Source organism: Mycolicibacterium fallax (assembly GCF_010726955.1).
Lineage (GTDB): Bacteria > Actinomycetota > Actinomycetes > Mycobacteriales > Mycobacteriaceae > Mycobacterium > Mycobacterium fallax.
This window is the reverse complement of record NZ_AP022603.1, coordinates 1,622,476-1,646,573: the sequence shown is the minus strand read 5'-3', so window position 1 is coordinate 1,646,573 and position 24,098 is coordinate 1,622,476. Positions and strand designations below refer to the sequence as shown.

Genomic DNA, 24,098 nt, shown 5'->3' with positions numbered 1-24,098 from the left:
GCGGAGTTACTGCCCGCCGAGCTTCTTGTAGATGGCCCCGACGATCGGCGTGACGATGGCCCGCGGGGTGTAGCCCGCACCGACCGACATTGCCTTGGAGGTCAGGCCCGGCACCACGCGCATCCGGTTGTGCTCCAGCGCGTCGAGTGACTTGCGGGCGGTGTATTCGGTGTTGATCCACAAAAAGTCCGGGATCAGGCGCTCCACCAGGGACTGCTCGGCGGCCTCCGGCAGTTCGGTGCGCACCGGGCCGGGGGCCAGCAACGTGACGTGGACCCCGTCCTTCTTCAGTTCGCCGCGCAGCGACTCGCTGAAGGTGTTGGCGAACGCCTTGGACGCGGCGTAGCTGGCGTTGTTGGGGATGGGGGAGTTGCCGGCCGCCGAACCGGAGGTCAGGATGCCGCCGGCCTGCCGGGAGATCATGCCCGGCAGCACCGCGAGGGTCAGGTCGTGCACGGCGACGGCGTTGAGCTGCACCTGGGCCTGCTCGCCGGCCGGGTCCAGGCCGGCGATCGGCCCGAATGTCGCGGTCCCGGCGTTGTTGCACAGGATGGAGATGTTGCGCTCGGCCAGCTCCTGACACAGCTGCGCGCGGGCGGCCGGGTCGGCCAGGTCGACGGCGCGGACCTCGACGGTGACGCCGTAGCGCTCGGTCAGCCGGGCCGCCAGATCGGTCAGTACCTCGCCGCGGCGGGCGGTGATGATCAGGTTGTGACCGCGCGCGGCGAGTTCGGTGGCCAGTGCCTCGCCGATGCCCTGGGAGGCTCCGGTGACGACGGCACGGGCATCGGGGCTGGGCGCTGGTACGGGCATGGGGCCAATGGTAGGGCTTAGGGTTCCGGACATGACACCGCCGGGGCGCCAGCAACCGGCGCTGCCTGCGACGCGACGCACCGACGTGGTCGTCTGGGCGCTCTGGGACGCCGGCTGCAACGGGATGAGCGCGATCGTCGGGACCTTTGTGTTCGCGGTGTACCTGACCAATGCCGTCGGCGCCGGGTGCACCGGCGACACCAGCCCGGCTTCCTGGCTGGGCCGGGCGCTGACGGTGGCCGGGCTGACCGTCGCCGCGCTGGCGCCCGCGGTCGGGGTGTGGGTGCAGCACCCCCGGCGTCGGCGCCGGGTGCTGACGCTGTTCACCGCGGCGGCGGTGACGTTGACCGCCGCGATGGCCCTGATCCGCCCGGACTGCTCCTACCTGTTCGCCGGCCTGGCGCTGCTGGCCGTCGCGACCGGCTGCAGCGACCTGGCCAGCATCCCGTACAACGCCATGCTGACCCAGGTCGCCACCCCGCGTACCGCCGGTCGAATATCCGGATTCGGTTGGGCCGCCGCCTATTCCGGCAGCGTGGTGCTGCTGCTGGTGATCTATGTCGGGTTCGTCGCCGGGGGCGGAGACACCCGCGGGCTGCTGGGGTTGCCCGCCGCCGAGGGCACCAACGTGCGGATGGCGATGCTGGTGACCGCGGGCTGGTTCGCGCTGTTCGCGCTGCCACTGCTGCTGCGGGCGCATCGGATCGGTGCCCCCGATCCGGACCGCGGAACGCCGGTCGGCGTGGCCCGGGCCTACCGGCAGGTGTGGACCGACCTGGCCGCCGAGCGGCGCCGCGACCGCAACCTGGTGCGATTCCTGCTGGCCAGCGCGCTGTACCGGGACGGCATGGTCGGGGTGTTCGTGTTCGGCGCGGTGCTCGGGGTGAACGTGTACGGCGTCTCGGCCGCCGACGTGCTGATCTTCGGGGTGGCGGCCTGCGTGGTCGCCGCCCTCGGAGCGGCCGCCGGTGGCTTGATCGATGACCGGATCGGTGCGAAGCCGGTCATCGTCACCGCGCTGAGCTGCATGATCGTCCTTGGCCTGGTGTTGCTGGTGGCCTCGGGGCCGACGGCGTTCTGGGTGCTGGGCTTGGCGCTGTGCCTGTTCATCGGACCGGTCCAGGCGGCGTCGCGCACCATGCTGATCCGGATGTCCGGCGCGGGCCGCGAGGGTGTCGCGTTCGGGCTCTACACCATGACCGGGCGGGCGGTGGCCTTCCTGGGGCCCTGGCTGTTCTCGGTGTTCGTCGACGTGTTCGACACCGTCCGCGCCGGGATGGGCGGCCTGATCGTGGTGCTGGTCGCCGGCCTGGCGGTGCTGGTCACCGTGCGCGCTCCCGAACACCGCCGCGCCGCGGCGTGACCGGCGTCGAACCTCAGCGCCGCGACGAGCAGATGGTCAGGCCGGCGCCGGAGCGCTGACGCACGGTCTTCCCGTTGACCGTCAGCGAGCAGGTCACCTCGCGCCCGGCGTTGAGCACCGACAGGCTCGCCGTCTCGGTGGCCGACGGCGACAGGCTGACCTGTCGGCTCCACGGCAGCGGGACGTTGAACTCGATCTGCAGGATGCCGCCGGCGTCGATGTAGGTGATGCTGATCGCCCGGCCCTCGCCGCTGACCGAATACACCACGGTGTTGGTGGCACCGGGATTGCTGGGCGTGCTGCCCGGCGGCGACGGCGCGGTGGTGGTGGGGATGGGCAGCGGAATGGGGATGGGGATCGGCGCCCGGGTCGTGGTGCGCGGCACCGTGGGCAGCGGCGGCGTCGTCGCGCGCGGCAGGCTGGTGGCGTCCGGAGGGGTCGGCATCGGGGCCGTCAGCGCATCGCGGGTGGTCGAATCGTTGGCGATCACCAGCGCGATCACCAGCCCGGCGACCAGTACCACCGCCGTCGCCGCGCCGATCCACAGCCAGCGCCGCGACCGCCGTGGCGCCGGCGGCGGCTCCTGCGGAGTGTCCGCCGGGATCGGCTGCTGGGTTTGGGTCCAGTAGGTCGGCAGCGGCCGGGTCTCATTGCCCGACGGGAGGTATGCCGGGTATTGGTACTGCCCGGCGTAGGCCGGATCCGGCGGCGGGTAGTAACCCTGGACCGCCGACGTGTCCGGCTGTGACGAGCCGGACCGACGTGCGTCGGGTGCCTCCGGCCGACGTGGATCGCTCATTCCACCTCCCGGTTGCAGGCTACCTGCGTTTGAAAACGGTGCACCCGGGTTGGGCGTTCCGCCGCGGCGCACCGGTGCGGGACGGGTCGCGGAAAGCCGGGCGGCCGTGCGCAATACCATGAGGTCGTTGTCATCAGCCGAGCGACGGGCGGTCCCATGCAATCCCCGGCAACGACCTCGAACCGGGCCGATCACCTGGCCCTGGTGGCGCAGTTGGCCGAGAAGCTGGCCGCCGCCGCGCGCGGCGGCTCCGAGCGGGCCCGGCAACGCCACATCGACCGCGGCAAGCTGCTGCCACGCGACCGGGTGGACGCCGTGCTGGATCCGGGCAGTCCGCTGCTGGAGATCGCGCCGCTGGCCGCCGACGGAATGTACGACGGCGAGTGTCCGGGCGCCGGGATGATCGCCGGGATCGGCCGGATCGCCGGACGCGAATGCATGGTGGTGGCCAACGACGCCACCGTCAAGGGCGGCACCTACTACCCGGTCACGGTGAAGAAGCATCTGCGCGCCCAGGAGATCGCGGCGCAGAACCGGTTGCCGTGTGTCTACCTGGTGGACTCCGGCGGCGCGTTCCTACCCCGCCAGGATGAGGTGTTCCCGGACCGCGAACACTTCGGCCGGATCTTCTACAACCAGGCCACCATGAGTGCCGCCGGCATTCCCCAGGTCGCCGCGGTGCTCGGGTCCTGCACCGCCGGCGGCGCGTACGTCCCGGCGATGAGCGACGAGGCCGTCATCGTCGCGAACCAGGGCACCATCTTTCTGGGCGGACCGCCGCTGGTGAAGGCCGCCACCGGCGAGGTGGTGACCGCCGAGGAACTCGGCGGCGGGGACCTGCACACCCGGGTCTCCGGGGTCGCCGACCACCTGGCCGCCGACGACCGCGACGCCCTGCAGATCGTGCGCCGGATCGTCGGGACCTTCGGGCCGGTCGCGCCGCGGCCCTGGCCGGTGCGTCCGAGCGTGCCGGCGATCTGCGACCAGCGCGAGCTCTACGACGTCGTGCCGGTCGACCCGCGCACCCCGTACGACGTGCACGAGGTGGTGCTGCGACTGGTCGACGGCGGGCAGTTCGACGAGTTCAAGGCCGGCTACGGCACCACCCTGGTCACCGGCTTCGCGCACATCCACGGGCATCCGGTCGGGATCATCGCCAACAACGGCGTGCTGTTCGGCGAATCCGCGCTCAAGGGAGCGCACTTCATCGAACTGTGCGACAAACGGTCGGTGCCGCTGGTGTTCCTGCAGAACATCGCCGGATTCATGGTGGGACGGGACTACGAGGCCGGCGGCATCGCCAAACACGGCGCCAAGATGGTCACTGCGGTGGCCTGCGCCCGGGTGCCGAAGTTCACCGTGGTGATCGGCGGCTCCTTCGGGGCCGGCAACTACTCGATGTGCGGCCGGGCGTATTCGCCGCGATTCCTGTGGATGTGGCCCAACGCCCGGATCTCGGTGATGGGCGGCGAGCAGGCCGCCTCCGTGCTGGCGACCGTCCGCGGCGAGATGACCGCCGAGGAGCAGGAGGCGTTCAAGGCGCCGATCCGTGAGCAGTACGAGCAGCAGGGCAACCCCTACTATTCGACGGCGCGACTGTGGGACGACGGGGTGATCGACCCCGCCGACACCCGCACCGTGTTGGGGCTGGCGCTCTCGGTGGCGGGGAACGCACCGCTGGAGCCGGTCGGCTACGGCGTTTTCCGGATGTGAGGGGCGCAATGTTTCAGACCGTGTTGGTCGCCAACCGCGGAGAGATCGCGGTGCGCGTCATCCGTACCCTGCGCGAGCTCGGCATCCGGTCGGTCGCGGTCTACAGCGACGCCGACGCCGCCGCCCGGCACGTCACCGAGGCCGACGATGCGGTGCGGATCGGTCCGGCCCCGGCGCGGGAGTCCTATCTGAACATCGACGCGGTGGTCGCCGCCGCGGTGGCCACCGGCGCGCAGGCGGTGCACCCGGGCTACGGATTCCTTTCCGAGAACGCGGAATTCGCCGCGGCCCTGGCCGAGGCCGGGATCGTGTTCATCGGACCACCGGTGTCGGCGATCGCCACGATGGGCGACAAGATCGCCGCCAAGGCAACGGTCTCGGCGTTCGGGGTGCCGGTGGTGCCCGGCATCGCCCGGCCCGGTCTCTCCGATCCGGAGCTGATCGAGGCGGCCGCCGAGATCGGCTACCCGGTGCTGGTCAAGCCGTCGGCCGGCGGCGGCGGCAAGGGCATGCGGCTGGTCGAGGATCCCGCCGAGCTGCCCGCCGCGCTGGCCGGGGCCCGCCGCGAGGCCGGTGCGGCATTCGGCGACGACACCCTGTTCCTGGAGCGGTTTGTGCTGCGGCCCAGGCACATTGAGGTGCAGGTGCTCGCCGACACGCACGGCAACGTCATCCATCTCGGTGAGCGGGAGTGCAGCCTGCAGCGCCGGCACCAGAAGGTCGTCGAGGAGGCGCCTTCGCCGCTGCTGGACGCACCGACCCGCGCCCGGATCGGCGCCGCGGCCTGCGACACCGCGCGCAGCGTGGACTACGTCGGCGCGGGCACGGTGGAGTTCATCGTCTCCGCCGACACCCCGGACGAGTTCTTCTTCATGGAGATGAACACCCGGCTGCAGGTCGAGCATCCGGTCACCGAGCTGGTCACCGGCCTGGACCTGGTGGCCTGGCAGTTGCGCATCGCCGCCGGCGCCGCGCTGAGCATCGCCCAGGACGACGTGACAACGACCGGGCACGCCATCGAGGCCCGGGTGTACGCCGAGGACCCCGCCAACGGCTTCCTGCCCACCGGCGGCCCGGTCCTGGCGCTCGGCGAGCCGGCGCCGGGGGCGCCCCGCACCGGCGCCGACCCGACGGCGACGGTGCGGGTGGACTCCGGGCTGGCGGCCGGCACCGTCATCGGCAGTGACTACGACCCGATGCTGGCCAAGGTCATCGCGCACGGCGCCGACCGCGCGCAGGCGCTGGCCGCCCTGGACAGCGCGCTGGCGCGCACCCAGCTGCTCGGTGTCATCACCAACATCGACTTCCTGCGCTTCCTGCTGGCCGACGACGACGTGCGGGCCGGCCGGCTGGACACCGGGCTGCTGGACCGCCGGGTCGGCGACTACCGCAGGCCCGTCGTCGACGACGCCGAATATGTCGCCGCCGCAACGCAATTGTGGCTGCAGCGGTGGCGCGCCGCCGGCGACGACCCGTGGTCGCAGCCCAGTGGCTGGCGGATCGGCACGCCGGCGCCGACGGTGGTCCGGCTGCGCGGCGGCGAGCGCAGCGTGCACGTCGCGATCACCGGCACCCCGGGCGAGGCCACCGCCGCCGTCGAGGGCGGGCAGCCCGCGCCGCTGACCGCCGACCAGACCGCGGACCTGCTGACCGTCAGCTGGGGCGGCCGACGGCGCCGCTACCGGTGCGCGGCGGTGCCCGGGCAGGTGTGGCTGGCCGGCGAGCGCGGCGTCGCCCTGCTGGAGGAGGTCCGCGAGGCCCCGGTGCGCGCCGACGACCAACACGCCGGGGACGCCGAACTGTGCAGCCCGATGCCGGGCACCGTCGTCGCGGTGAACGTGTCCGACGGACAGGCCGTCACCGCGGGCACCGTCGTGGTCGCCGTGGAGGCGATGAAGATGGAACACGCACTGAGCGCACCGGTCGACGGTGTGGTCGAGCTGCTCGTCGCCGCCGGCGAGCAGGTCAGGGTCGGCCAGCCGCTGGCCCGTATCACCGCCCACCCAGCAGAAGAGAGCCAGCCCGATGCCTGACTACCTGTCGACCGGAAACCTGCCCGAGGACTACGCGCAACTGGTCGGCGCCGTCGGCGACTTCGCCCGGTCGGTGGTCGCCCCGGTGGCCGCCAAGCACGACGCCGAGCACACCTTCCCCTACGAGGTGGTCGCCGGGATGGCCGAGATGGGCCTGTTCGGCCTGCCGTTCCCCGAGGAGTACGGCGGGATGGGCGGGGACTACTTCGCGCTGTGCCTGGCGCTGGAGGAACTCGGCAAGATCGACCAGAGCGTGGCCATCACCCTGGAGGCCGGGGTGTCCCTCGGCGCGATGCCGGTCTACCGGTTCGGCACCGAGGAACAGAAGCAGCACTGGCTGCCGCGGCTGACCAGCGGCCGGGCCCTGGGGGCGTTCGGCCTGACCGAGGCGGGCGGGGGCAGCGACGCCGGCGCCACCAAGACCACCGCGCGGTTGGACGACGGGCAGTGGCTGATCAATGGTTCCAAGCAGTTCATCACCAACTCCGGCACCGACATCACCGAGCTCGTGACGGTCACCGCGGTCACCGGCGGCACCCCGGAGCGGCCCGAGATCAGCGCCATTCTGGTCCCGGTGCCCACCCCCGGATTCACCCCCGAGCCGGCCTACAACAAGGTCGGCTGGAACGCCTCGGACACCCACCCGCTGAGCTTCGACGACGTCCGGGTTCCCGAGCAGAACCTGCTCGGCGAGCGTGGCCGCGGCTACGCCAACTTCCTGCGGATCCTCGACGAGGGCCGCATCGCGATCGCCGCCCTGTCGGTCGGGGCGGCCCAGGGCTGCGTGGACGAGAGCGTGAAATACGCCAAGCAGCGCAGCGCCTTCGGCCAGCCGATCGGCCGGTACCAGGCCATCGAGTTCAAGCTGGCCCGCATGCAGGCCCGCGCCCACGCGGCCCGCACCGCCTACTACGACGCCGCCGCGCTGATGCTGGCCGGCAAGCCGTTCAAGACCGAGGCCGCGGTCGCCAAGCTGGTGGCCAGCGAGGCGGCGATGGACAACGCCCGCGATGCCACCCAGATCCACGGCGGCTACGGCTTCATGAACGAGTACCCGGTCGCCCGGCACTACCGTGACAGCAAGATCCTCGAAATCGGCGAGGGCACAACCGAAGTGCAATTGATGATCATTGCGCGACAGATGGGAGTCTGAAAAACCGTGAGCGAGCAGAGGGTGGTTCGGCAACGCGGCCTGTGGTACGAGGAACTCGAACCCGACGTCCGATATGTGCATGCGCCCGGCCGGACCATCACCGAGGCCGACAACGTGCTGTTCACCACGCTGACGATGAACACCCAGGCGCTGCATCTGGATGCGGCCTGGTCCGATGCCCAGCCGCCGTTCAATGCCCGGCTGGTCAACTCGATGTTCACCCTGTCCACCCTGGTGGGCCTGTCGGTGGCGCAGCTGACCCAGGGCACCACCGTCGGCAATCTCGGCTTCTCCGACATCGCGTTCCCCAAGCCGATGTCCCACGGTGACACGCTCTATGCCGAAACGGTGGTGACCGAGAAGCGGGAATCCCAAAGCCGTCCCGGCGAGGGCATCGTCACGTTCGTGCACACCGGACGCAATCAGCACGGCGACGTGGTGGCGACGGCGACCCGAAAGGCCATGATGCGCAAGCGGCCGAGTGGCGAGGAGAACCGGTGAGCCTGGACACCGCGGGCCCGGCCTGGATCTTCTGCCCCGCCGATCGTCCCGAACGGTTCGCCAAGGCCGCCGCCGCCGGGGATGTGGTGATCCTCGACCTGGAGGACGGGGCCGGCGACAAGCCCGCCGCCCGCGAGGCGGTCGTCAACTCCGCGCTGGACCCGGAGCGCACCGTGGTGCGGATCAACCCGCACGGCACCGAGGATCAGCGGCTCGACCTGGAGGCGTTGGGCCGCACCGACTACACCACGGTGATGCTGCCGAAATGCGAGGCGGCCGAGCAGGTTGCCGCGCTGGCGCCGCTTGCGGTGGTGTTCATCGTGGAGACGCCGTTGGGTGCGCTGCGGGTGACCGAGTGCGCGGCCGTGCCCAACACCCTCGGGGTGTTCTGGGGCGCCGAGGACCTGTTCGGGCTGCTCGGGGGGACCGCCAACCGGTTCGCCGACGGCAGCTACCGGCAGGTGGCCGAGCATGTCCGCGCCCAGTCGCTGCTGGCCGCCAAGGCCTTCGGCAAGCTGGCGCTGGATTCGGTGTACATCGACATCAAGGATCTCGACGGGCTGCGCCGCGAGGTCGACGACGCCGTCGCGGTCGGGTTCGACATCAAGGTGGCGCTGCATCCGACCCAGGTGACGGTGATCCGGGACGGCTACCGGCCGTCCGCCGAACAGCTGCAGTGGGCGCGACGCGTGCTCGATGCGGCCGCGTCGCAACGCGGTGCGTTCGGTTTCGAGGGCATAATGGTGGATGCGCCAGTGCTACGGCGAGCAGAGCGAATCCTCACGCTCGCGCCCTGACCCGGGACGCCCGCCGGTGCCGCCACAAGCGGGGCCGCTCTGTGAACCCGCGCTGGTCAGCACCGAACGTTGACTGCCCGCCGAACATGCGGGCAGCGGCTGCAGGAGGCGCCATGGCGAGTTCCGTTCACTCCGCGCTGTTCGACGCGCCGGCGGCAGCCGAATCCCCGCCGCTACAACTGATCCGGCCCGACGGCACCCCCACCGAGGAGGACCGGGTCGGCCGGGATCTGCCCCGGGAAACCCTGGACCGGCTCTACCAGATGATGGCGGTCACCCGGGCGCTGGACACCGAGTTCACCAACCTGCAGCGGCAGGGCGAGCTGGCGCTTTATGCGTCCTGCCGCGGCCAGGAGGCCGCCCAGGTCGGCGCGGCGGCCTGCCTGCCGAGCACCGACTGGCTGTTTCCGCAGTACCGCGAGCTGGGGGTGCTGCTGGTCCGCGGGATCACCGTCGCGCAGATGAGTGCGCTGTGGCGCGGGTCCTGGCACGGCGGGCTGGGATTCACCGCGTTCAACTGCGCCCCGATCTCGATCCCGATCGGCACCCAGCAGCTGCACGCCGTCGGCGCGGCGATGGCGGCCCGGCACCTCGGCGAGGACGGCGTCACGGTGGCGTTCCTCGGCGACGGCGCGACCAGCGAGGGCGACGTGCACGAGGCGCTGAACTTCGCCGCGGTGTTCGCCGCGCCGTGCGTGTTCTATGTGCAGAACAACCAGTGGGCCATCTCGGTTCCGGTGCACCGCCAGGTCGGCGGGCCGTCGATCGCGAGCCGGGCGGCCGGCTACGGAATGCCCGGCATCCGGGTCGACGGCAACGACGTGCTGGCCTGCTACGCCGTGACGGCGGCGGTCGCCGCCCGCGCCCGGGCCGGCGGGGGACCGGCGCTGGTCGAGGCGCTGACCTACCGGATGGGCCCGCACACCACCTCCGACGACCCGACCCGCTACCGCGACGACGCCGAGCTTCGGCACTGGCAGGCCCTCGATCCGCTGGACCGCTTCCGAAAATACCTACAGCACATCGGGCTCTGGACCGACCGGCTGCGGCAGCGCAGCGAGCAGCACGCGCAGCGGCTGTGCGACGAGCTGCGGGCCGCGGTCGTCGGGGCCGTCGACCCCGACCCCACCGAGCTGTTCGACGCGGTCTACCACGACATCACCCCGGACCTGGCCGCCCAGCGTGAGCAATTGCGCGCCGAACTGGTCAGGGAGACCTGAGATGACCGCCACCTTCGCACGACCGCCCGCGGCCGAAAACCCCGGCGTCGCCGCCGAACTCACCATGGTCGCCGCGATCAACCGGGCGCTGCGCGACGTGATGGCCGCCGACGACCGGGTCCTGGTCTTCGGCGAGGACGTGGCCGCCCTCGGCGGGGTGTTCCGGGTGACCGACGGGCTGGCCGAAACCTTCGGGCCGTCCCGCTGTTTCGACACGCCGCTGGCCGAGTCGGCGATCATCGGCATCGCGATCGGGATGGCGATCCGGGGGCTGGTGCCGGTGCCCGAGCTGCAGTTCGACGGCTTCAGCTATCCGGCGTTCGACCAGATCGTCAGCCACCTGGCCAAATACCGGATGCGCACCCGCGGCGACATCGAGTTGGCGGTCACCATCCGGATCCCGTCGTTCGGTGGAATTGGTGCGGTGGAACATCACTCGGAGTCCACCGAAACCTACTGGGCGCACACCGCGGGGTTGAAGGTGGTGGTGCCGGCCACCCCGTCGGACGCCTACTGGCTGCTGCGGCACGCGATCGCCAGCCCAGATCCGGTGATCTTCCTGGAGCCCAAGCGCCGGTACTGGAGCCGCGGACTGGTCGACCCGACCACCCCGGGGCCCCCGATCGGCCGGGCCGTGATCGCCCGGCCGGGCGACGATGCCACCGTCATCAGCTACGGCCCGCTGGTCGGCACCGCGCTGGCGGCGGCCGAACTGGCCGCCGCCGAACATGATTGGAGCCTGGAGGTCGTCGACCTGCGGTCGCTGAACCCGCTGGACTTCGACACCGTCGCGGATTCGGTGCGCCGCACCGGCCGGGCCGTGGTGCTGCACGAGGGCCCACGCACCCTGGGGTTCGGCGCCGAGTTGGCCGCCCGCCTCAGCGAGGAACTGTTCTACGACCTGGAGGCGCCGGTGCTGCGCGCCACCGGTTTCGACACCCCCTACCCGCCGGCGCGGCTCGAGACGAGCTGGCTGCCGGGGGTCGACCGGCTGCTGGACTGCGTCGAACGGACCTTGGAGGCACCATGACCGGGACCGGTGAGCCGCGCGGCGGGGAGTTCCTGGTGCCCGACCTCGGGGAGGGCCTGGAGGACGTCACCGTGACGCAGTGGGAGGTGGCCCTCGGCGACGAGGTGGCGCTGAACCAGGTGCTGTGCACGGTGGAGACCGCCAAGGCCGCCGTCGAGATCCCCAGCCCGGTCGCCGGCCGGGTGCGCGCGCTGGGCGGCGCGGTCGGCGACGTGCTGCCGGTGGGGGCGCTGCTGGTCCGCTTCGAGGCAACCGGCACCGCGCCGGCCGAGGCCGCCCGGCCGGTCGAGAGCGCCCGGCCGGCTGAGAGCGCCGCGCCGGCCCGCGACAGCGTGCTGGTGGGCTACGGGGCCGACGCCGGCGCCGACCGCAGCCGGCGCCGGCCGGGCTCGCGGCCGCGGGCCAAACCGTCGGTGCGCCGGCTGGCCGCGGACCTGCAGGTGGACCTCGGCGCGGTGCGGGCCGGCCCGGACGGAATCGTCGGCCGCGACGCGGTGCTGGCGGCGGCCGAGTCCGCCGGCGAGTCCGCCGCCGATGAACTGCAACCGGTGCGCGGCGTGCAGGCGGAGATGGCCCGGCGGATGAGCGCCGCACGCCGGGAGATCCCCGACGCGCACGCCCGCATCGAGGTGGACTGTGCGCGGCTGCTGCAGCTCGCCGGCCGGCTGGAGATCACCCCGTTCGTGCTGACCCTGCGGCTGGTCGTGCACGCCCTGACCCGGCACCGGATCCTCAACTCCAGCTGGGTCGACGGCCCGGACGGCCCGCAGATCCGCACCCATCGCGGCGTGCATCTCGGGTTCGGGGTGGCCGCGCCGCGCGGTCTGCTGGTGCCGGTCGTGCACGACGCCCAGGCCAAAACCACCCGGGAGCTGGCGCAGGCCGTCGCCGGGCTGATCGACGCGGCCCGCGACGGCGCCCTGGCGCCCGCCGCGCTGACCGGCTCGACGTTCACGGTGTCGAACTTCGGTGCCCTCGGGCTCGATGACGGCGTGCCGGTGATCAACCACCCGGAGGCCGCCATTCTGGGCATGGGTGCGATCCGGCCGCGCGCCGTCGTCATCGATGGGGAACTTGCCGCCCGCCCCACCGCGCAGCTGACCTGTGCCTTCGACCATCGGGTCGCCGACGGCGCCCAGGTCGCCGGGTTCCTCGTCGGGCTGCGCGCGCTGATCGAGGCGCCCGAGACCGCCCTGCTGGAACTCTAGGCCCGGGTTCAGCGGCGGGTCGCCGAGCGCAGCCGGTCCTGGAACTCCGGGGACTGAATGGACCGGGCCTGCGGCCCCAGCTCGATCCGCATCGCGGCGTCGTGCAGGTCGGCCTCGGCGGCGCCGGGTTGACAGGTCGCGCGCATGCTCGCCTTGGTCGCCAGCACCACCTCCCGCGGCGCCGCCGCCGGGCCGCCGGCCAGCTGCAGGGCGTCGGCGAGCGCGTCGTCGGCGGTGCGCAGCGCCAGACCGTGGGCGACGGCGGCGTCGGCGTCAAACCGCATGCCGAACAGCAGTGCGGCCCGAGCCGCCTGCGGTCCGACCGCCCGTTGCAGCATCCAGGTGGCTCCGCCGCCGGGATGGATGCCCAGCTTCTGGAAGCGGGCGTCGAACAGGGCGCGCGGGCCGGCGATCCGGACGTCGGCGGCCAGCGCCAGGTTCAGCCCGGCGCCGACGGCGGCGCCGTTGACGGCCGCGATGGTGGGCAGCGCGCAGCCGGCGATCGCCATGAACCCGTCGTAAATCCGCAGCAGGCCGTCCTCGGCGGCCGCACCGAGCGCACTCAGGTCGGCGCCCGCGCAGAACGCCGTGCATGCCCCGGTGACCACCAGGGCATGCACCGCTTGATCGGACTCGGCGCGCTCGACGGCCGCGCGCAACTGCGCGGACATGGCGTCGGTGACGGCGTTGCGGCGGTCGGGATCGTTGACCGTGACGACGGCGACCCGACCGCCGATCTCCGAGGGCTCGGTCAGGTCGTAGCGGACCAGTTCGGGGCTCATGACCGGCACGCTACCGCGCCGGCGGCCGGCTACTGGTGCGGCTGCGCCGATCGCGACGGCAGCATGGCGAGCACCGCGAGGACCAGTCCGCCCACGACCAGGCCGATCACCGCCGAGATGCCGGTGTTGGTGAGCCACGCCAGCGCCGGCCCGGCCGCACCGGTGGCATCGGACACCAGCTCCTCCAGGTGGTGCACGATCGCGTACGGGCTGTGCCAGCCGACCTTGTCGGTGCCGGTGAGCAGGATGTGACCGCCGACCCAGAGCATCGCCACGATGCCCACCGTCGAGAGGGTGGCCAGCACCTTTGGCATCCCGGTGACCAGACCGCGGCCGATCCGCTGGGCCATCCGGCCGCTGCGCTGGGCCAGGCTCAAGCCGATGTCGTCCATCTTCACGATCGCCCCGACCACCCCGTAGACCACGATGGTGATCACGAAGGCGACGACCACCAGGATGATCAGTCGCGGCCAGAATGATTGTGCGGCAACCTCGTTGAGGGCGATCACCATGATCTCGGCGGACAGGATGAGGTCGGTGCGGATGGCGCCGGCCACCGTCTTCTCCTCGGCGTCGCGGTCCTTGATCTCGCTTTCGGCGGCGGCGCTGTGCTCGTGGCCGCGCAGCCGTCCCCAGATCTTCTCGGCGCCCTCGTAGCACAGATAGGTGGCGCCGAGCATCAGGATCGGGGTCAGCGCCCACGGGGCGAACTGGCTGAGCAGCAGCGCCGCCGGCAGGATCAGCAGCAGCTTGTTGCGCAGCGATCCGATCGCGATCCGCTTGACGATCGGCAGCTCGCGCTCGGCCGCGATGCCCTGCACGTACTGCGGGGTGACCGCGGTGTCGTCGATCACCACGCCGGCGGCCTTGGCGGTGGCCCGACCGGCGGCGGCGCCGACGTCGTCGACCGATGCGGCGGCGAGCTTCGCCAGCGCTGCGACATCGTCGAGTAGCGCGAACAGCCCGGAGCTCACCGTTGACCCACCATGGCCCAAACGGTACCCGCTGGCAGCGGTGTGGGGCGCATCGCCGGGTACCGGTGCGTCCCGGCGAACGGTAGCCTCGGAGCGGTGTCCCGCGCCCCCGATGTCCCGGCCATCAGTGGGTATGAGGCGCGCTGGGAAGAGCACAACGCCGAGCGGCGCACCCGGATCCTGCGGGCGGCGATCGAGCTGATCGAGGAGGGCCCGGCCGACGCCGATGTCTCGGTGCGCGACGTCGCGCAGCGGGCCGGTCTGGCCAAGTCCGTGGTCTACCGGCAGTTCGGCAACAAGGACGAACTCGAACGGCGAGTGCGATCGCTGACCTTTGAGGATCTCGCGGGTGTGCTCGATGAGCGGCTCGACCTGGCCGACGGCTCGCTGCGGGAGATCCTGACCCGCACCATCGCCGCGGTCGCCGACTGGATGCTCGATCATCCGCGGCTCAACGAGTTCGTCCGGCGCGGGCCGACCTTTGAAAGCGACGGCTCGCTGGATGCGGTCAGTCAGTTCAAGCACCGAATGATGGTCCAGGCGGAGGGCATCATCGGGGCGCTCGCCGCGGCGCTCAACGCCGATGACGCCTCGTTCCGGTCGGTGCCGTTCGCGGTGGTGACGATGATCGAGGCCACCCTGTCGGCCTGGATCCGCGGTGCCGCGCCGACCCGGTCGCGCGCCGAGATCATCTCGGACCTGGCCGACTACGCCTGGTATGTGCTTGACGGCGCCGCCCGCGCGGCCGGGATCGAGGTGCGCCCGGACGTCCCGTTCACCGCGATGATCGCCGAGCTGACCGGTTCGCTGACGCCAGGCTGACCGGGCCTGCCGCGCGCATGAACGGGAGACGGTTACCCGGAAACGTTGTAGTCGGCGACCAGGCTGCGGACGGTCTCCTGGGCGCACGATTTGTTGGTGCCGATGAAGCCGGTGGCCCCGCGCTTGATCCAGCCCGTCACGTAGGCGCCGCGGACACCGCTGACCCGGCCGGCGTCGTGCGGCACGGTCGCGGTGGCCTCGTCGAAGGGCAGCCCGGGCACCGGCCGGCCTCGATAGCCGATCGAGGTCAGCGCCAGGCCGGCCGGCACGGTGCGTTGCTCGCCGTTGGGTTTGACCCGCATCGACCCGTCCGGTGCGGGGATCAGTTCGCGGCCGTCGAACTGGACGGCCTGCACCCGCTGCTGGCCGAGCAGCCCCGAAGGTGCGAGCAGGAAGTCCAGCACAATCCGCCGGTCGCCGGTCTGCCGCCGGGCGGTGCGCAGGATCCGCGCCCGCGGGTCGTCGGCGGGCAGGGCGGCCAGGTGTTCGTCGGCGACCACGACCTCGACGCCCGGCGTCGAGCACAGCCCGGCCAATTCGGGCACGGTGAACGCGGCCTGCCCGAGCCCACGCCGCCCGGCCACCACGACTTCTTCGATCCCGCTGTGGCGCAATGCATTCAGCGCGTGCGGAGCGATGTCGGTGCCGGCCAGCAGCTCCGGGTCCATGGTCAGGATGCGGGCCACGTCCAGCGCGACGTTGCCGTTGCCGATGATGACCGCCCGCGGCCCGGACAGGTCATAGCTGCGGTGTGCGTGGTCTGGGTGGCCGTTGTACCAGGCCACGAACTCGGTCGCCGTCCCGACGCCGGCCAGCTCGGTACCCGGGATGTCGAGGCGCCGGTCGGTGGCGGCGCCGACCGCATAGATGACGGCGTGGTGCTCGGCCATCAGGTCGTGGTGGCTGAGCGCGGCGCCGATCTCGGTGCCGAGCACCACGTCCACCCGCGGATCGGACACGATGTGCTCGAACTGGCGGGTCACCCCGCGGGTGCGTTGGTGGTCGGGCGCCACCCCGAACCGGGCCAACCCGAACGGGGTCTGCAGCCGTTCGTAAATGCGTACCCGCGCACCGGGAATGGTCAGGAGTTCGTCGGCGGCATACATCGCAGCCGGGCCGGATCCGACGATGGCGACCCGCAGCTGCGCGCCGTTGCGCACCTGCAGCGCCGGAACCGGGGGAGCCAGCAGCGGCCGGGGCCGCGGCGCGGCGTAGAAGTCGGCATTCAGGTCGGCGAAGATCTGCTCGACGGGTGACAGCGAGCCGTCGTGCTTGATGGCGTCCACCGGGCAGGCGGTGACGCAGGCACCGCAGTCGACGCACTCGACCGGGTCGATGTAGAGCATCTGTGCGGTCAGGAAGTCCGGTTCGTCGGGGGTGGGATGGATGCAGTTGACCGGGCAGGCGTAGACGCAGGACGCGTCGCTGCAGCAGGACTGGGTGATGACGTGCGGCATCAGGCGATCGCAATCGCTTCGCGTTTCGGGGCGCTGCGGTAGCGGGCGGCGTCGCCGTCGATCCGGCAGATCTTCCACAGCCGGCGGCCGACGCGGTTCATCAGGCCGAGATCGGCTGCCAGCGCACGCATCTCGGGGAAGTACCCGGCCATGATCCGGCGTGCCTGCGGCCCGCGCCAGAACGCCTCGCGGAACACCTCCGCGGGAATGTCGAATTCGGCCATGAAGATCTTCTTCGACGGCGTCATGATCTCGTAGGCCAGGTAGCGCAGCAACAACGGGAACGCGACGGTGGCGAAGGCCTTCATCCGCCACGACCGCTCGGGCCAGTACGTCTTGAGGAACTCGTTGGCCCAGGAGATGTGCCGGGCCTCCTCGGCGATGTGAATCTGCATGGTTCGCAGCACCGCGGGCGGGAGGTTGGCGTCCTCGCGGATCAGCGCCTTCTGAAAATGATCGATGGGCTCCTCGCCGGCGAGGATCCCGGCCATGAACGCGGACGGCGAGATGTGGCCGACCAGGCCGATGAAGGGGGACAGTCGGCGGAACAGCGGACTCATGCCCGGCACGTCGGCGCCGGAGCGGTTGACCAACTCCTGGAACATCTGGATGTGGTTGCACTCTTCGGTCATCTCGTGCAGGGCGTAGCGGAATTCCGGGGAGTTGTTCGGCAGACCCATGATGAAGGCCATCAGCCCGCGGATCAGGATGCTTTCGAACGCCGCACCCACCTTGACGGTGTTCATCGTGCGCCACCGGCCGATGGCGATCTGGCGCTCCAGCGGCTGATCCTGGTACCACCGGGTGGCGCCGAGCGGGTCGACGGTGCCCGACAGCACCCAGCGCGGGTCCTCGGGGTCCAGCGCGAGCTCCGGGGCGTCCCAGTCAATGTCGAGGTAGGGGTCGAAGCGGCGGCGGACCGAGCCCTCCGACAGCACGGCGAGCAGTTCCCGGTAACCGGGTGCGGGGGTGGCTACCGCGGATGCGAGGGTCGGCATCGTTGCCTCCTGACGGATCGGTGACGGCGGATCGTTGCGGCCAATTTAGCGGGACCGAGTGTCCAAGTAAATGCCTGTTTGCCTCGGTCGTGTCGTATCCTCAGGGAATCGGCCGTCGGGCCGTCTGCTCCAAATGCGGCGATGCGGGGGAAACTCGGCACGATGGCCACTGACGCGGTTGACGCCGGACACCAGACCTCGATCGAGCACGCGCTGTCGGTCGGTGAGCCGCTGCGGGTCGGCTGGTTCCGGTTCTATCTCGATGGCGAGCGCTGGGAGTGGTCCGCGCAGGTCGAGCGCATGCACGGTTATCCGGCCGGGACGGCGAATCCGACCACCGAACTGGTGCTCTCGCACAAACACCCCGAGGACCTGGGCCAGGTGTCCGACATCCTGGCGGTGATGCGCCGCACCGGCGCGGCGTTCAGCACCCGGCATCGCATCGTCGACACCGCCGGCGCGGTCCACCACGTCGTCGTGGTCGGTGACCAGTTGCATGACGACGCCGGCGCGGTGATCGGGACGAACGGTTTCTACATCGACGTCACGCCCGCTCGGGCCGATGCCGACCAGGCGGCACTCAGCGAGGCGGTCGCCGAGATCGCCGAGGCCCGCGGCGGGATCGAGCAGGTCAAGGGCATGCTGATGCTGATCTACCGGATCGACGCCGACGCCGCCTTCGATCTGTTGCGGTGGCGGTCCCAGGAGACCAACACCAAGCTGCGACCGCTGGCCGAGCAGATCGCCACCGAGATCGCCGCGCTGGACTATGGCGACGTGCTGCCGGACCGGGTGGTGTTCGATCGGTTATTGCTCACCGCGCATTTGCGGGTGCCGCCGGCGGGGTAGCCCTCTGCGGGACACCCGATGTCCGTTTGATCTGCCGCCGGCGCGGGTATCCCGGGCGCATCGACGGAAAGGATCGAGATGACCGCCGCGCCGGCCGGGGTGTATCGCCCGCAGCAGGATTCCCAGTTGCTCATCGACGCCGTGACCGCGGGCGGCCCGCTGCGGGGACGCCGGGTTGCCGACCTGGGCACCGGCAGCGGGGTGGTGGCGATCGCGGCCGCGGGCCTCGGCGGTACGGTGACCGCCTTCGATGTCTGTCCCAACGCGGTGCGCTGCGCGCGCGCCCAGGTGGCCGCCGCGGACGCTGCCGTTGACGTGCGGCTGGGCTCGTGGACCCGAGCGCTGGAGTTTGCGCCGTTCGACCTAGTGCTGTCCAATCCGCCCTACGTGCCGGTGCTGACCGACCCCGACGACGCCGAGATCCCGGCGTCCGCGGGGCCGCCGGTGTCCTGGGATGGCGGCGCCGACGGCCGCCGGATGCTCGACCCCCTGTGTGCGGCCGCGCCGGACCTGCTCAGCGACGGAGGAACCCTGTTTGTGGTCCAGTCCAGCCTGGCAGGCGCCGAGGAATCCCTTCGCCGGCTAGTCAACGCCGGACTTCGGGCCGAAATCATTGCGACGAAATCGATTCCCTTCGGGCCGGTGTTGTCGTCCCAGGCCCGGGCCCTGGAGTCGGCGGGCCGACTGGCGCTCGGTCGGCGCAGCGAACGGCTGGTAGTCATCCGGGCGGACAAGCCGTGAGGACGCCGCGCACCATTCGGGTGACCGCCGGCGGGCCGATTCTGGTCGAGGGGCCGGTGCGCATCGAACTCCCCGACGGACGGGTGCTGGAGTCGGATCGGTTCGTGACCGCGCTGTGCGTCTGCCGCCGGTCGGCGATCTATCCGCTGTGCGACACCAGCCACCGCAGCCGCCGGCGGGCCGGCTCAGCCGATCCCGCGTCGTAGCGACGGGCGGCCGGCCGCCCAGCATCGCCGCAGCTGATCGTCGAGCAGCTGCTCGCTGAATTCCCACGCCCGAATCCCGAAGATGACGTCGTCGGCCAGGTCCGGCTCGGCGGCCAGCAGAGCCTCGACGAGGCCCCGGACGACCTGTTCGTGCACCGCGTCGGCCTCGACGTGCTCGGCGTAGAAGCGCACGCACGGCTGCGGGGCCGCCATTCGCCGCAGCGCGTCGACGATGCGTTGCGAGCCCGGGGGCGAGGTGATCTCGATGGCCGCGAACTGTCCGGCGCCCGCGCCGCGCAGTCGTCGATGCAAGCCGAACAACGACATCAGGTTCACCACCAGCAGCGCGGGCGCGGGGACCGCGTCCAGGTAGCCGAGATAGGCCGGGTCCAGACCGGCCGCGGTCATCAGGTCGGCATACAGCCGCTGATGCATCTGGTTGGCGTGGCCGGCGCCGAATTCGTCGAACTCCACGGCCACCAGGGCGGATTTCGCCTGGCCGGTCAATCGGGGGATCAGCCAGGCGTGCGGATCGGCCTCCTTGAGGTGATACAGCGAGCGGTGGACGAAGTACTCGCGCATCTGCGGCCAGGTGCCGTGCTCGCGCAGGTGCGCACCAATGCCGCTGCCGTGCACCGATCCGGTCGACAGGCGCCGCAGCTCGCACGCCACGGTGATGGAGGTTTCGGCCGGGCCGAGATTGTGGTGCAGCGCGGAGAGCAAGATTCGCTCCATGTCGGTACGCAGCGCGATCAGTGCGGGATTCCACTCCCAGTCCGGATCGACGCCGGCAAAACCCCGATAGTGCAGCTCGTAGCAGAGATAGAGAGCCAACTGCAGGTCAAGCCCGAACGGGTCGGAGTCCGCCGGCACGGGACCGGGCGCATCGCAACGTTTCCCGGCCGGACCGGCCAAGGCGTCGATGACCAAGGCCGAGGCGGGGCCCGCGGCGCGGGGGAGCGTGGGCGGCCGGTCGAGCCCGGCGAAGATGGTGTTCATCCGGGTAGGGTTTCGCCGCCCAGCGGCGCCAGCACCTCGCCGCTGTAATAGGACGAGAGCCGATCGGCGGCGAAGAACACATATGACGGCGCCACCTCGTCGGGCTGGGCGGGGCGTCCGAAGGGGGTGTGGGCGCCGAAGCTGCTGACCCGTTCGGCGTCCATCGTCGCCGGGATCAGCGGCGTCCAGACCGGACCTGGCGCCACGCAGTTCACCCGGATCCGGCGGCCGGCCAGGGCCTGGGCGAGCGCGTAGCTGAACGCGATCACCGCCCCTTTTGTCGCCGAGTAATCGATCAGGGTTTTGTTGCCCCGCAACCCGTTGACCGAGGCGGTGTTGATGATCGCACCGCCGTCGGGCAGCTGGGCCAGTGCGGCCTTGGTGACGTGGAAGAAGCTGTCGATGTTGACGGCGAAGGTGCGCCGCCACTGCTCGTCGGTGATGTCGGTGAGATCGTCGGCCGGGTTCTGATAGCCCGCATTGTTGACCAGAATGTCGATGCCGCCCAGAGCCGCGGCGGTCCTGCTGACCACCGAACGGCAGTGCTGAGCCTGGCCGAGGTCCCCGGCAAGTGCCAGGCACCGCCGGCCTTCGCGCTCCACCAGTTCGGCGGTGTGTGCGGCGTCGCCGTGCTCCTGCAGGTAGGCAATGACCACGTCGGCACCCTCCTTGGCGAAGGCCACCGCCGTGGCCCGGCCGATCCCGGAATCGCCTCCGGTGATCAGCGCCCGTTTCCCCGCCAACAGTCCCGTTCCGGTGTATCCGCGCATCTCGTCGTCTGGCTGACTGGGCATGTCGGCGGTGTGGCCCGGATAGCCGATCACGGTGTTCTCCGGTGCCGGCAGACCGGGCTGCGCCGCCTCGGCGACCGCGTCGGCGACGCGGTGCTGCTCCAGGGCATCCAAGGGCACATCATCGGGCAGGTCCGGGGTGCTCATGATGCAGGAGTACCCCGGCGCGGCCGCGGCAAACACGGCCGCGGTTTGGCTGTCGGCGACCCGGGTGCCACCGGCCACCCACCGATCGCCGCCAGACCGGTGCCGCACCGGCTGCGGTCGGTGTTACCGGACGAGCAGCTGGGTACGTCACTTCGGCGAAATTGCGGCTTGGGTCGCCCTCGTCGGAGGGAGGCGCCAATGAACATCGCAATGGTGTCCGAGCACGCCAGCCCGCTCAGTCTCCCCGGCAACCCCAGACACCCGAATCGCATCGCCACCGACGCCGTGCGGATCTGCGACCAGATCGGCCCAGTGGCCTACCGCCAACCGCCGGCGCGGTTCAGGCCGGCACGGCGGTAGTGGTTCGCGCCCAGCAGCGGTGATGCTGCAGAGAAGCAACGACGCCGGCGGTGAATGCCTCGGGCAGCCCGGCGCCGGCGGCCATCGAGGTGATCACCCCGTTCTCGTCGGCCGGCGCGGTGCCTTCGGCCAGCCCCGCCACGATGCCCGCCGCCCGCAGCAGCAGCATTCCGTCGCCGAACGCGCCGATGGTCTTGAGATGCTTGTAGGCCTCAGCCACAAAGTGCACCGCGTAACCGTCGCGGCTGAGCCGCTCGGCCGAGGCCGAGCCGCCGGGCACCAGGACGGCGTCGTAGAGCACCGACGCCATGGTGGTGATGCCACGGTCGACCGGGACGCTGTCGCCGTCGACGCCGGCGATGCTGCCCCCGGCCCGGAGGCTGAGCACTTCGGGCACCGCCCCGAGATCGCGCAGTGCCTCGGCGACGCGGGTGAGGCCGACGCCGTCGACGCCGTCGGCGGCGAGAATAGCCACCCGGCGCGACATGATGGTCTGCTCCCCGCTGTCGAGCTGCGACAACGCCGGTGAGGGATTGGGGGAATTCTCCGGGAACAATTCGGCTGCGGCCGGTGCGCTGATGCCCAACTCGGTAGCCACCTGCTCGGCCAGCTCACCGTCGATCTTGGCGAGTTCACCGACGACCCGTTCCCGGATGCCGGTTTCGGCGCCGACTTTTCCGAGTTCGAAGGCATAGGCGGCGACGATGTGGCCGGCCTCCACCTCGGACATGCTCCGCCAGAACATCCGGGCCTGGCTGTAGTGGTCGGCGAACGACTCGGCGCGGCGCCGGATCGTGTGTCCCTCGACGCGTTCGGTGTAGTGCCGGAACACGTCGGCGTTGGCGATCGCCGGGCAGCCGCCGCCCAGGCTGTTCTTGTGGTAACTGGTGGTGCCGCCGACGATCCGCTGCTGTCCGTAGCCGTCGCGCTGATTGTTGTGCACTTCGGCCACCGGACGATTAACCGGCAGCTGGGCGAAGTTGGGGCCACCGAGCCGGATCAGTTGGGTGTCCAGGTAGGAGAAGTTGCGGAACTGCAGCAGCGGATCGTTGGTGAAATCGATTCCGGGAACGACGTTGGCGGTGTGGAAGGCGACCTGCTCGGTCTCGGCGAAGAAGTTCTCCGGATTGCGGTTGAGCACCATCCGTCCGACCGGAGTGACCGGAACCAGTTCCTCGGGAATGATTTTCGTCGCATCGAGCAGATCGAAGGAGAACTTGAACTCGTCGCGTTCCGGCACCAGTTGGACGCCGAGCTCCCACTCGGGATGCTGGCCGGCGGCGATCGCCTCCCACAGGTCGCGTCGGTTGAAATCGGGATCCTTGCCCGCGATTTTCTGGCACTCGTCCCAGATCAGCGAATGCACCCCCAGCCGCGGGGTCCAGTGGAATTTCACGAAGGTGCCCTGCCCGGACTCGCTGACCAGCCGGAAGGTGTGCACCCCGAACCCCTGCATCATCCGGTAGCTGCGCGGCAGCGCACGATCCGACATCAGCCACATGATGGTGTGCAGCGTCTCGGGCTGCAGGGAGACGAAGTCCCACAGCGTGTCGTGCGCGGAGGCGGCCTGCGGAATCTCGTTGTCCGGCTCGGGTTTCACCGCATGCACGAGGTCGGGGAATTTGATCCCGTCCTGGATGAAGAACACCGGAAAGTTGTTGCCAACCAGATCGTAGTTGCCCTCGTCGGTGTAGAACTTTGTGGCGAACCCGCGGACATCGCGGACGGTGTCGGCCGAGCCTCGCGACCCCGCGACGGTGGAGAACCGGACGAACACCGGGGTGCGGCGGCCCGGGGTGGTGAGGAACTTCGCGGCGGTGTATTCGGCGAGCCAGTTTCCGTAGGGTTCGAAGAAGCCGTACGCCCCGGCGCCGCGGGCGTGCACGACCCGCTCGGGAATTCGTTCGTGGTCGAAATGGGTGATCTTCTCTCGGGCGTGGAAATCTTCCAGCAATGTCGGGCCGCGGTCACCGACGGTCAGGGCGTCATCGGTGTGGTCCACCCGGACACCCTGCTGGGTGGTCAGGAAGCCGCGGTCGGCGGCGACCCTCGCATCGTCGAGTTGCTGTTGCTTGGGATCCGGGCGGTCGTTCACAGCGGTTCCTCTCGTACCGGTCATGGATGCTTTTGGTTACCCGCGGTCGCGCCCGGCAAACGCGGCCCGGGCGAATCGTCTGCGGCCGCCGGCGCGATGTCCTCCCGGCCGAGTGGCGCGCGGGCGCTGTGAGTCGGGTGTCGGGGACGCGCCGGGTGGCAGGTGGCGTTATGACCAGGTGGCGTTATGACACGGATCACCGATCACGCCCGGGGGGTCGATCAGGACTGAGATGCGCGACAGGACA

22 protein-coding genes are annotated in these 24,098 nt (G+C 70.8%); 13 read left to right on the top strand and 9 right to left on the bottom strand.

From position 1 onward, the window contains the following. Positions 1–6: 6 nt before the first annotated feature. The gene (gene cmrA / locus G6N10_RS07745; protein ID WP_085097097.1) at positions 7–813 is read right to left on the bottom strand and encodes a mycolate reductase; all 807 of its coding nucleotides are present in this window, start codon (positions 811–813) and stop codon (positions 7–9) included. Between the two features lie 31 nt (positions 814–844). Between cmrA and G6N10_RS07740 the strand changes: the two genes are divergently transcribed. Next, a complete protein-coding gene (locus G6N10_RS07740; RefSeq protein WP_085097100.1) occupies positions 845–2,176 on the top strand; it encodes an MFS transporter in 1,332 nt (443 codons plus the stop codon). A gap of 13 nt (positions 2,177–2,189) precedes the next feature. Here the strand turns inward: G6N10_RS07740 and G6N10_RS07735 are convergent, their stop codons facing one another. Beyond that, positions 2,190–2,975: an MmpS family transport accessory protein gene (locus G6N10_RS07735; RefSeq protein ID WP_085097103.1), complete on the bottom strand. Its 786-nt coding sequence runs from the start codon at positions 2,973–2,975 to the stop codon at positions 2,190–2,192. Positions 2,976–3,131: 156 nt separating this feature from the next. Here G6N10_RS07735 and G6N10_RS07730 point away from each other — a divergent pair, with 156 nt between their 5' ends. The 8 genes from G6N10_RS07730 to G6N10_RS07695 all read left to right on the top strand — a co-directional run bounded on the left by G6N10_RS07730 (position 3,132) and on the right by G6N10_RS07695 (position 12,630). Next, entirely contained in the window at positions 3,132–4,688 is a 1,557-nt protein-coding gene (locus G6N10_RS07730) for a carboxyl transferase domain-containing protein (RefSeq protein ID WP_085097106.1), read from the top strand. A gap of 8 nt (positions 4,689–4,696) precedes the next feature. Further along, positions 4,697–6,721 (top strand): acetyl/propionyl/methylcrotonyl-CoA carboxylase subunit alpha, encoded by a 2,025-nt coding sequence (locus tag G6N10_RS07725; RefSeq protein ID WP_085097109.1) that lies wholly within the window; start codon positions 4,697–4,699, stop codon positions 6,719–6,721. Beyond that, positions 6,714–7,874: an acyl-CoA dehydrogenase family protein gene (locus tag G6N10_RS07720; protein WP_085097112.1), complete on the top strand. Its 1,161-nt coding sequence runs from the start codon at positions 6,714–6,716 to the stop codon at positions 7,872–7,874. The genes G6N10_RS07725 and G6N10_RS07720 overlap by 8 nt, the downstream gene beginning before the upstream one ends. 6 nt (positions 7,875–7,880) lie before the next feature. Further along, entirely contained in the window at positions 7,881–8,375 is a 495-nt protein-coding gene (locus G6N10_RS07715) for a MaoC family dehydratase (RefSeq protein WP_085097115.1), read from the top strand. Further along, positions 8,372–9,172 (top strand): HpcH/HpaI aldolase/citrate lyase family protein, encoded by an 801-nt coding sequence (locus G6N10_RS07710; protein WP_085097119.1) that lies wholly within the window; start codon positions 8,372–8,374, stop codon positions 9,170–9,172. The genes G6N10_RS07715 and G6N10_RS07710 overlap by 4 nt, the downstream gene beginning before the upstream one ends. Before the next feature lie 113 nt (positions 9,173–9,285). Next, positions 9,286–10,392 (top strand): pyruvate dehydrogenase (acetyl-transferring) E1 component subunit alpha, encoded by a 1,107-nt coding sequence (gene pdhA, locus G6N10_RS07705; protein ID WP_085097122.1) that lies wholly within the window; start codon positions 9,286–9,288, stop codon positions 10,390–10,392. Between the two features lies 1 nt (position 10,393). Then, positions 10,394–11,422, top strand: a complete 1,029-nt coding sequence (locus G6N10_RS07700) for an alpha-ketoacid dehydrogenase subunit beta (RefSeq protein ID WP_085097125.1) — start codon at positions 10,394–10,396, stop codon at positions 11,420–11,422. Then, positions 11,419–12,630: a dihydrolipoamide acetyltransferase family protein gene (locus G6N10_RS07695; protein WP_085097129.1), complete on the top strand. Its 1,212-nt coding sequence runs from the start codon at positions 11,419–11,421 to the stop codon at positions 12,628–12,630. Before G6N10_RS07700 ends, G6N10_RS07695 begins: the two co-directional genes overlap by 4 nt. Positions 12,631–12,638: 8 nt before the next feature. On the opposite strand, the gene G6N10_RS07690 is transcribed toward G6N10_RS07695, so the two are convergent. Both G6N10_RS07690 and G6N10_RS07685 read right to left on the bottom strand, forming a co-directional pair. Then, a complete protein-coding gene (locus G6N10_RS07690; RefSeq protein ID WP_085097133.1) occupies positions 12,639–13,412 on the bottom strand; it encodes an enoyl-CoA hydratase in 774 nt (257 codons plus the stop codon). Positions 13,413–13,441: 29 nt separating this feature from the next. Continuing rightward, positions 13,442–14,386, bottom strand: coding sequence for a DUF808 domain-containing protein (locus G6N10_RS07685; protein WP_085097136.1), 945 nt, complete (start codon positions 14,384–14,386; stop codon positions 13,442–13,444). A gap of 96 nt (positions 14,387–14,482) precedes the next feature. On the opposite strand from G6N10_RS07685, the gene G6N10_RS07680 reads away from it, so the two are divergent. Continuing rightward, positions 14,483–15,208 (top strand): TetR/AcrR family transcriptional regulator, encoded by a 726-nt coding sequence (locus tag G6N10_RS07680; protein ID WP_234810586.1) that lies wholly within the window; start codon positions 14,483–14,485, stop codon positions 15,206–15,208. 32 nt (positions 15,209–15,240) lie between these two features. On the opposite strand, the gene G6N10_RS07675 is transcribed toward G6N10_RS07680, so the two are convergent. Next, entirely contained in the window at positions 15,241–16,665 is a 1,425-nt protein-coding gene (locus G6N10_RS07675) for an FAD-dependent oxidoreductase (RefSeq protein WP_085097142.1), read from the bottom strand. Further along, on the bottom strand, positions 16,665–17,663 hold the full coding sequence (locus G6N10_RS07670; protein ID WP_085097146.1) for an AurF N-oxygenase family protein: 999 nt from the start codon (positions 17,661–17,663) through the stop codon (positions 16,665–16,667). Before G6N10_RS07670 ends, G6N10_RS07675 begins: the two co-directional genes overlap by 1 nt. Before the next feature lie 162 nt (positions 17,664–17,825). Here G6N10_RS07670 and G6N10_RS07665 point away from each other — a divergent pair, with 162 nt between their 5' ends. From G6N10_RS07665 to G6N10_RS07655, 3 genes are all read left to right on the top strand, one after another. Then, a complete protein-coding gene (locus G6N10_RS07665) occupies positions 17,826–18,512 on the top strand; it encodes a PAS and ANTAR domain-containing protein (protein ID WP_085097218.1) in 687 nt (228 codons plus the stop codon). A gap of 78 nt (positions 18,513–18,590) precedes the next feature. After that, entirely contained in the window at positions 18,591–19,253 is a 663-nt protein-coding gene (locus tag G6N10_RS07660; protein WP_085097150.1) for a HemK2/MTQ2 family protein methyltransferase, read from the top strand. Next, the gene (locus G6N10_RS07655) at positions 19,250–19,459 is read left to right on the top strand and encodes a CDGSH iron-sulfur domain-containing protein (protein ID WP_085097153.1); all 210 of its coding nucleotides are present in this window, start codon (positions 19,250–19,252) and stop codon (positions 19,457–19,459) included. The genes G6N10_RS07660 and G6N10_RS07655 overlap by 4 nt, the downstream gene beginning before the upstream one ends. Here the strand turns inward: G6N10_RS07655 and G6N10_RS07650 are convergent. From G6N10_RS07650 to G6N10_RS07640, 3 genes are all read right to left on the bottom strand, one after another. Continuing rightward, a complete protein-coding gene (locus G6N10_RS07650; RefSeq protein ID WP_085097156.1) occupies positions 19,439–20,458 on the bottom strand; it encodes an iron-containing redox enzyme family protein in 1,020 nt (339 codons plus the stop codon). The genes G6N10_RS07655 and G6N10_RS07650 overlap by 21 nt on opposite strands. Continuing rightward, positions 20,455–21,252 (bottom strand): SDR family oxidoreductase, encoded by a 798-nt coding sequence (locus tag G6N10_RS07645; protein ID WP_234810589.1) that lies wholly within the window; start codon positions 21,250–21,252, stop codon positions 20,455–20,457. Before G6N10_RS07645 ends, G6N10_RS07650 begins: the two co-directional genes overlap by 4 nt. A gap of 484 nt (positions 21,253–21,736) precedes the next feature. Beyond that, positions 21,737–23,875 carry a catalase gene (locus tag G6N10_RS07640; RefSeq protein ID WP_085097159.1) on the bottom strand — a complete coding sequence of 713 codons (2,139 nt, stop codon included), beginning with the start codon at positions 23,873–23,875 and terminating at the stop codon, positions 21,737–21,739. Positions 23,876–24,098 lie beyond the last annotated feature (223 nt).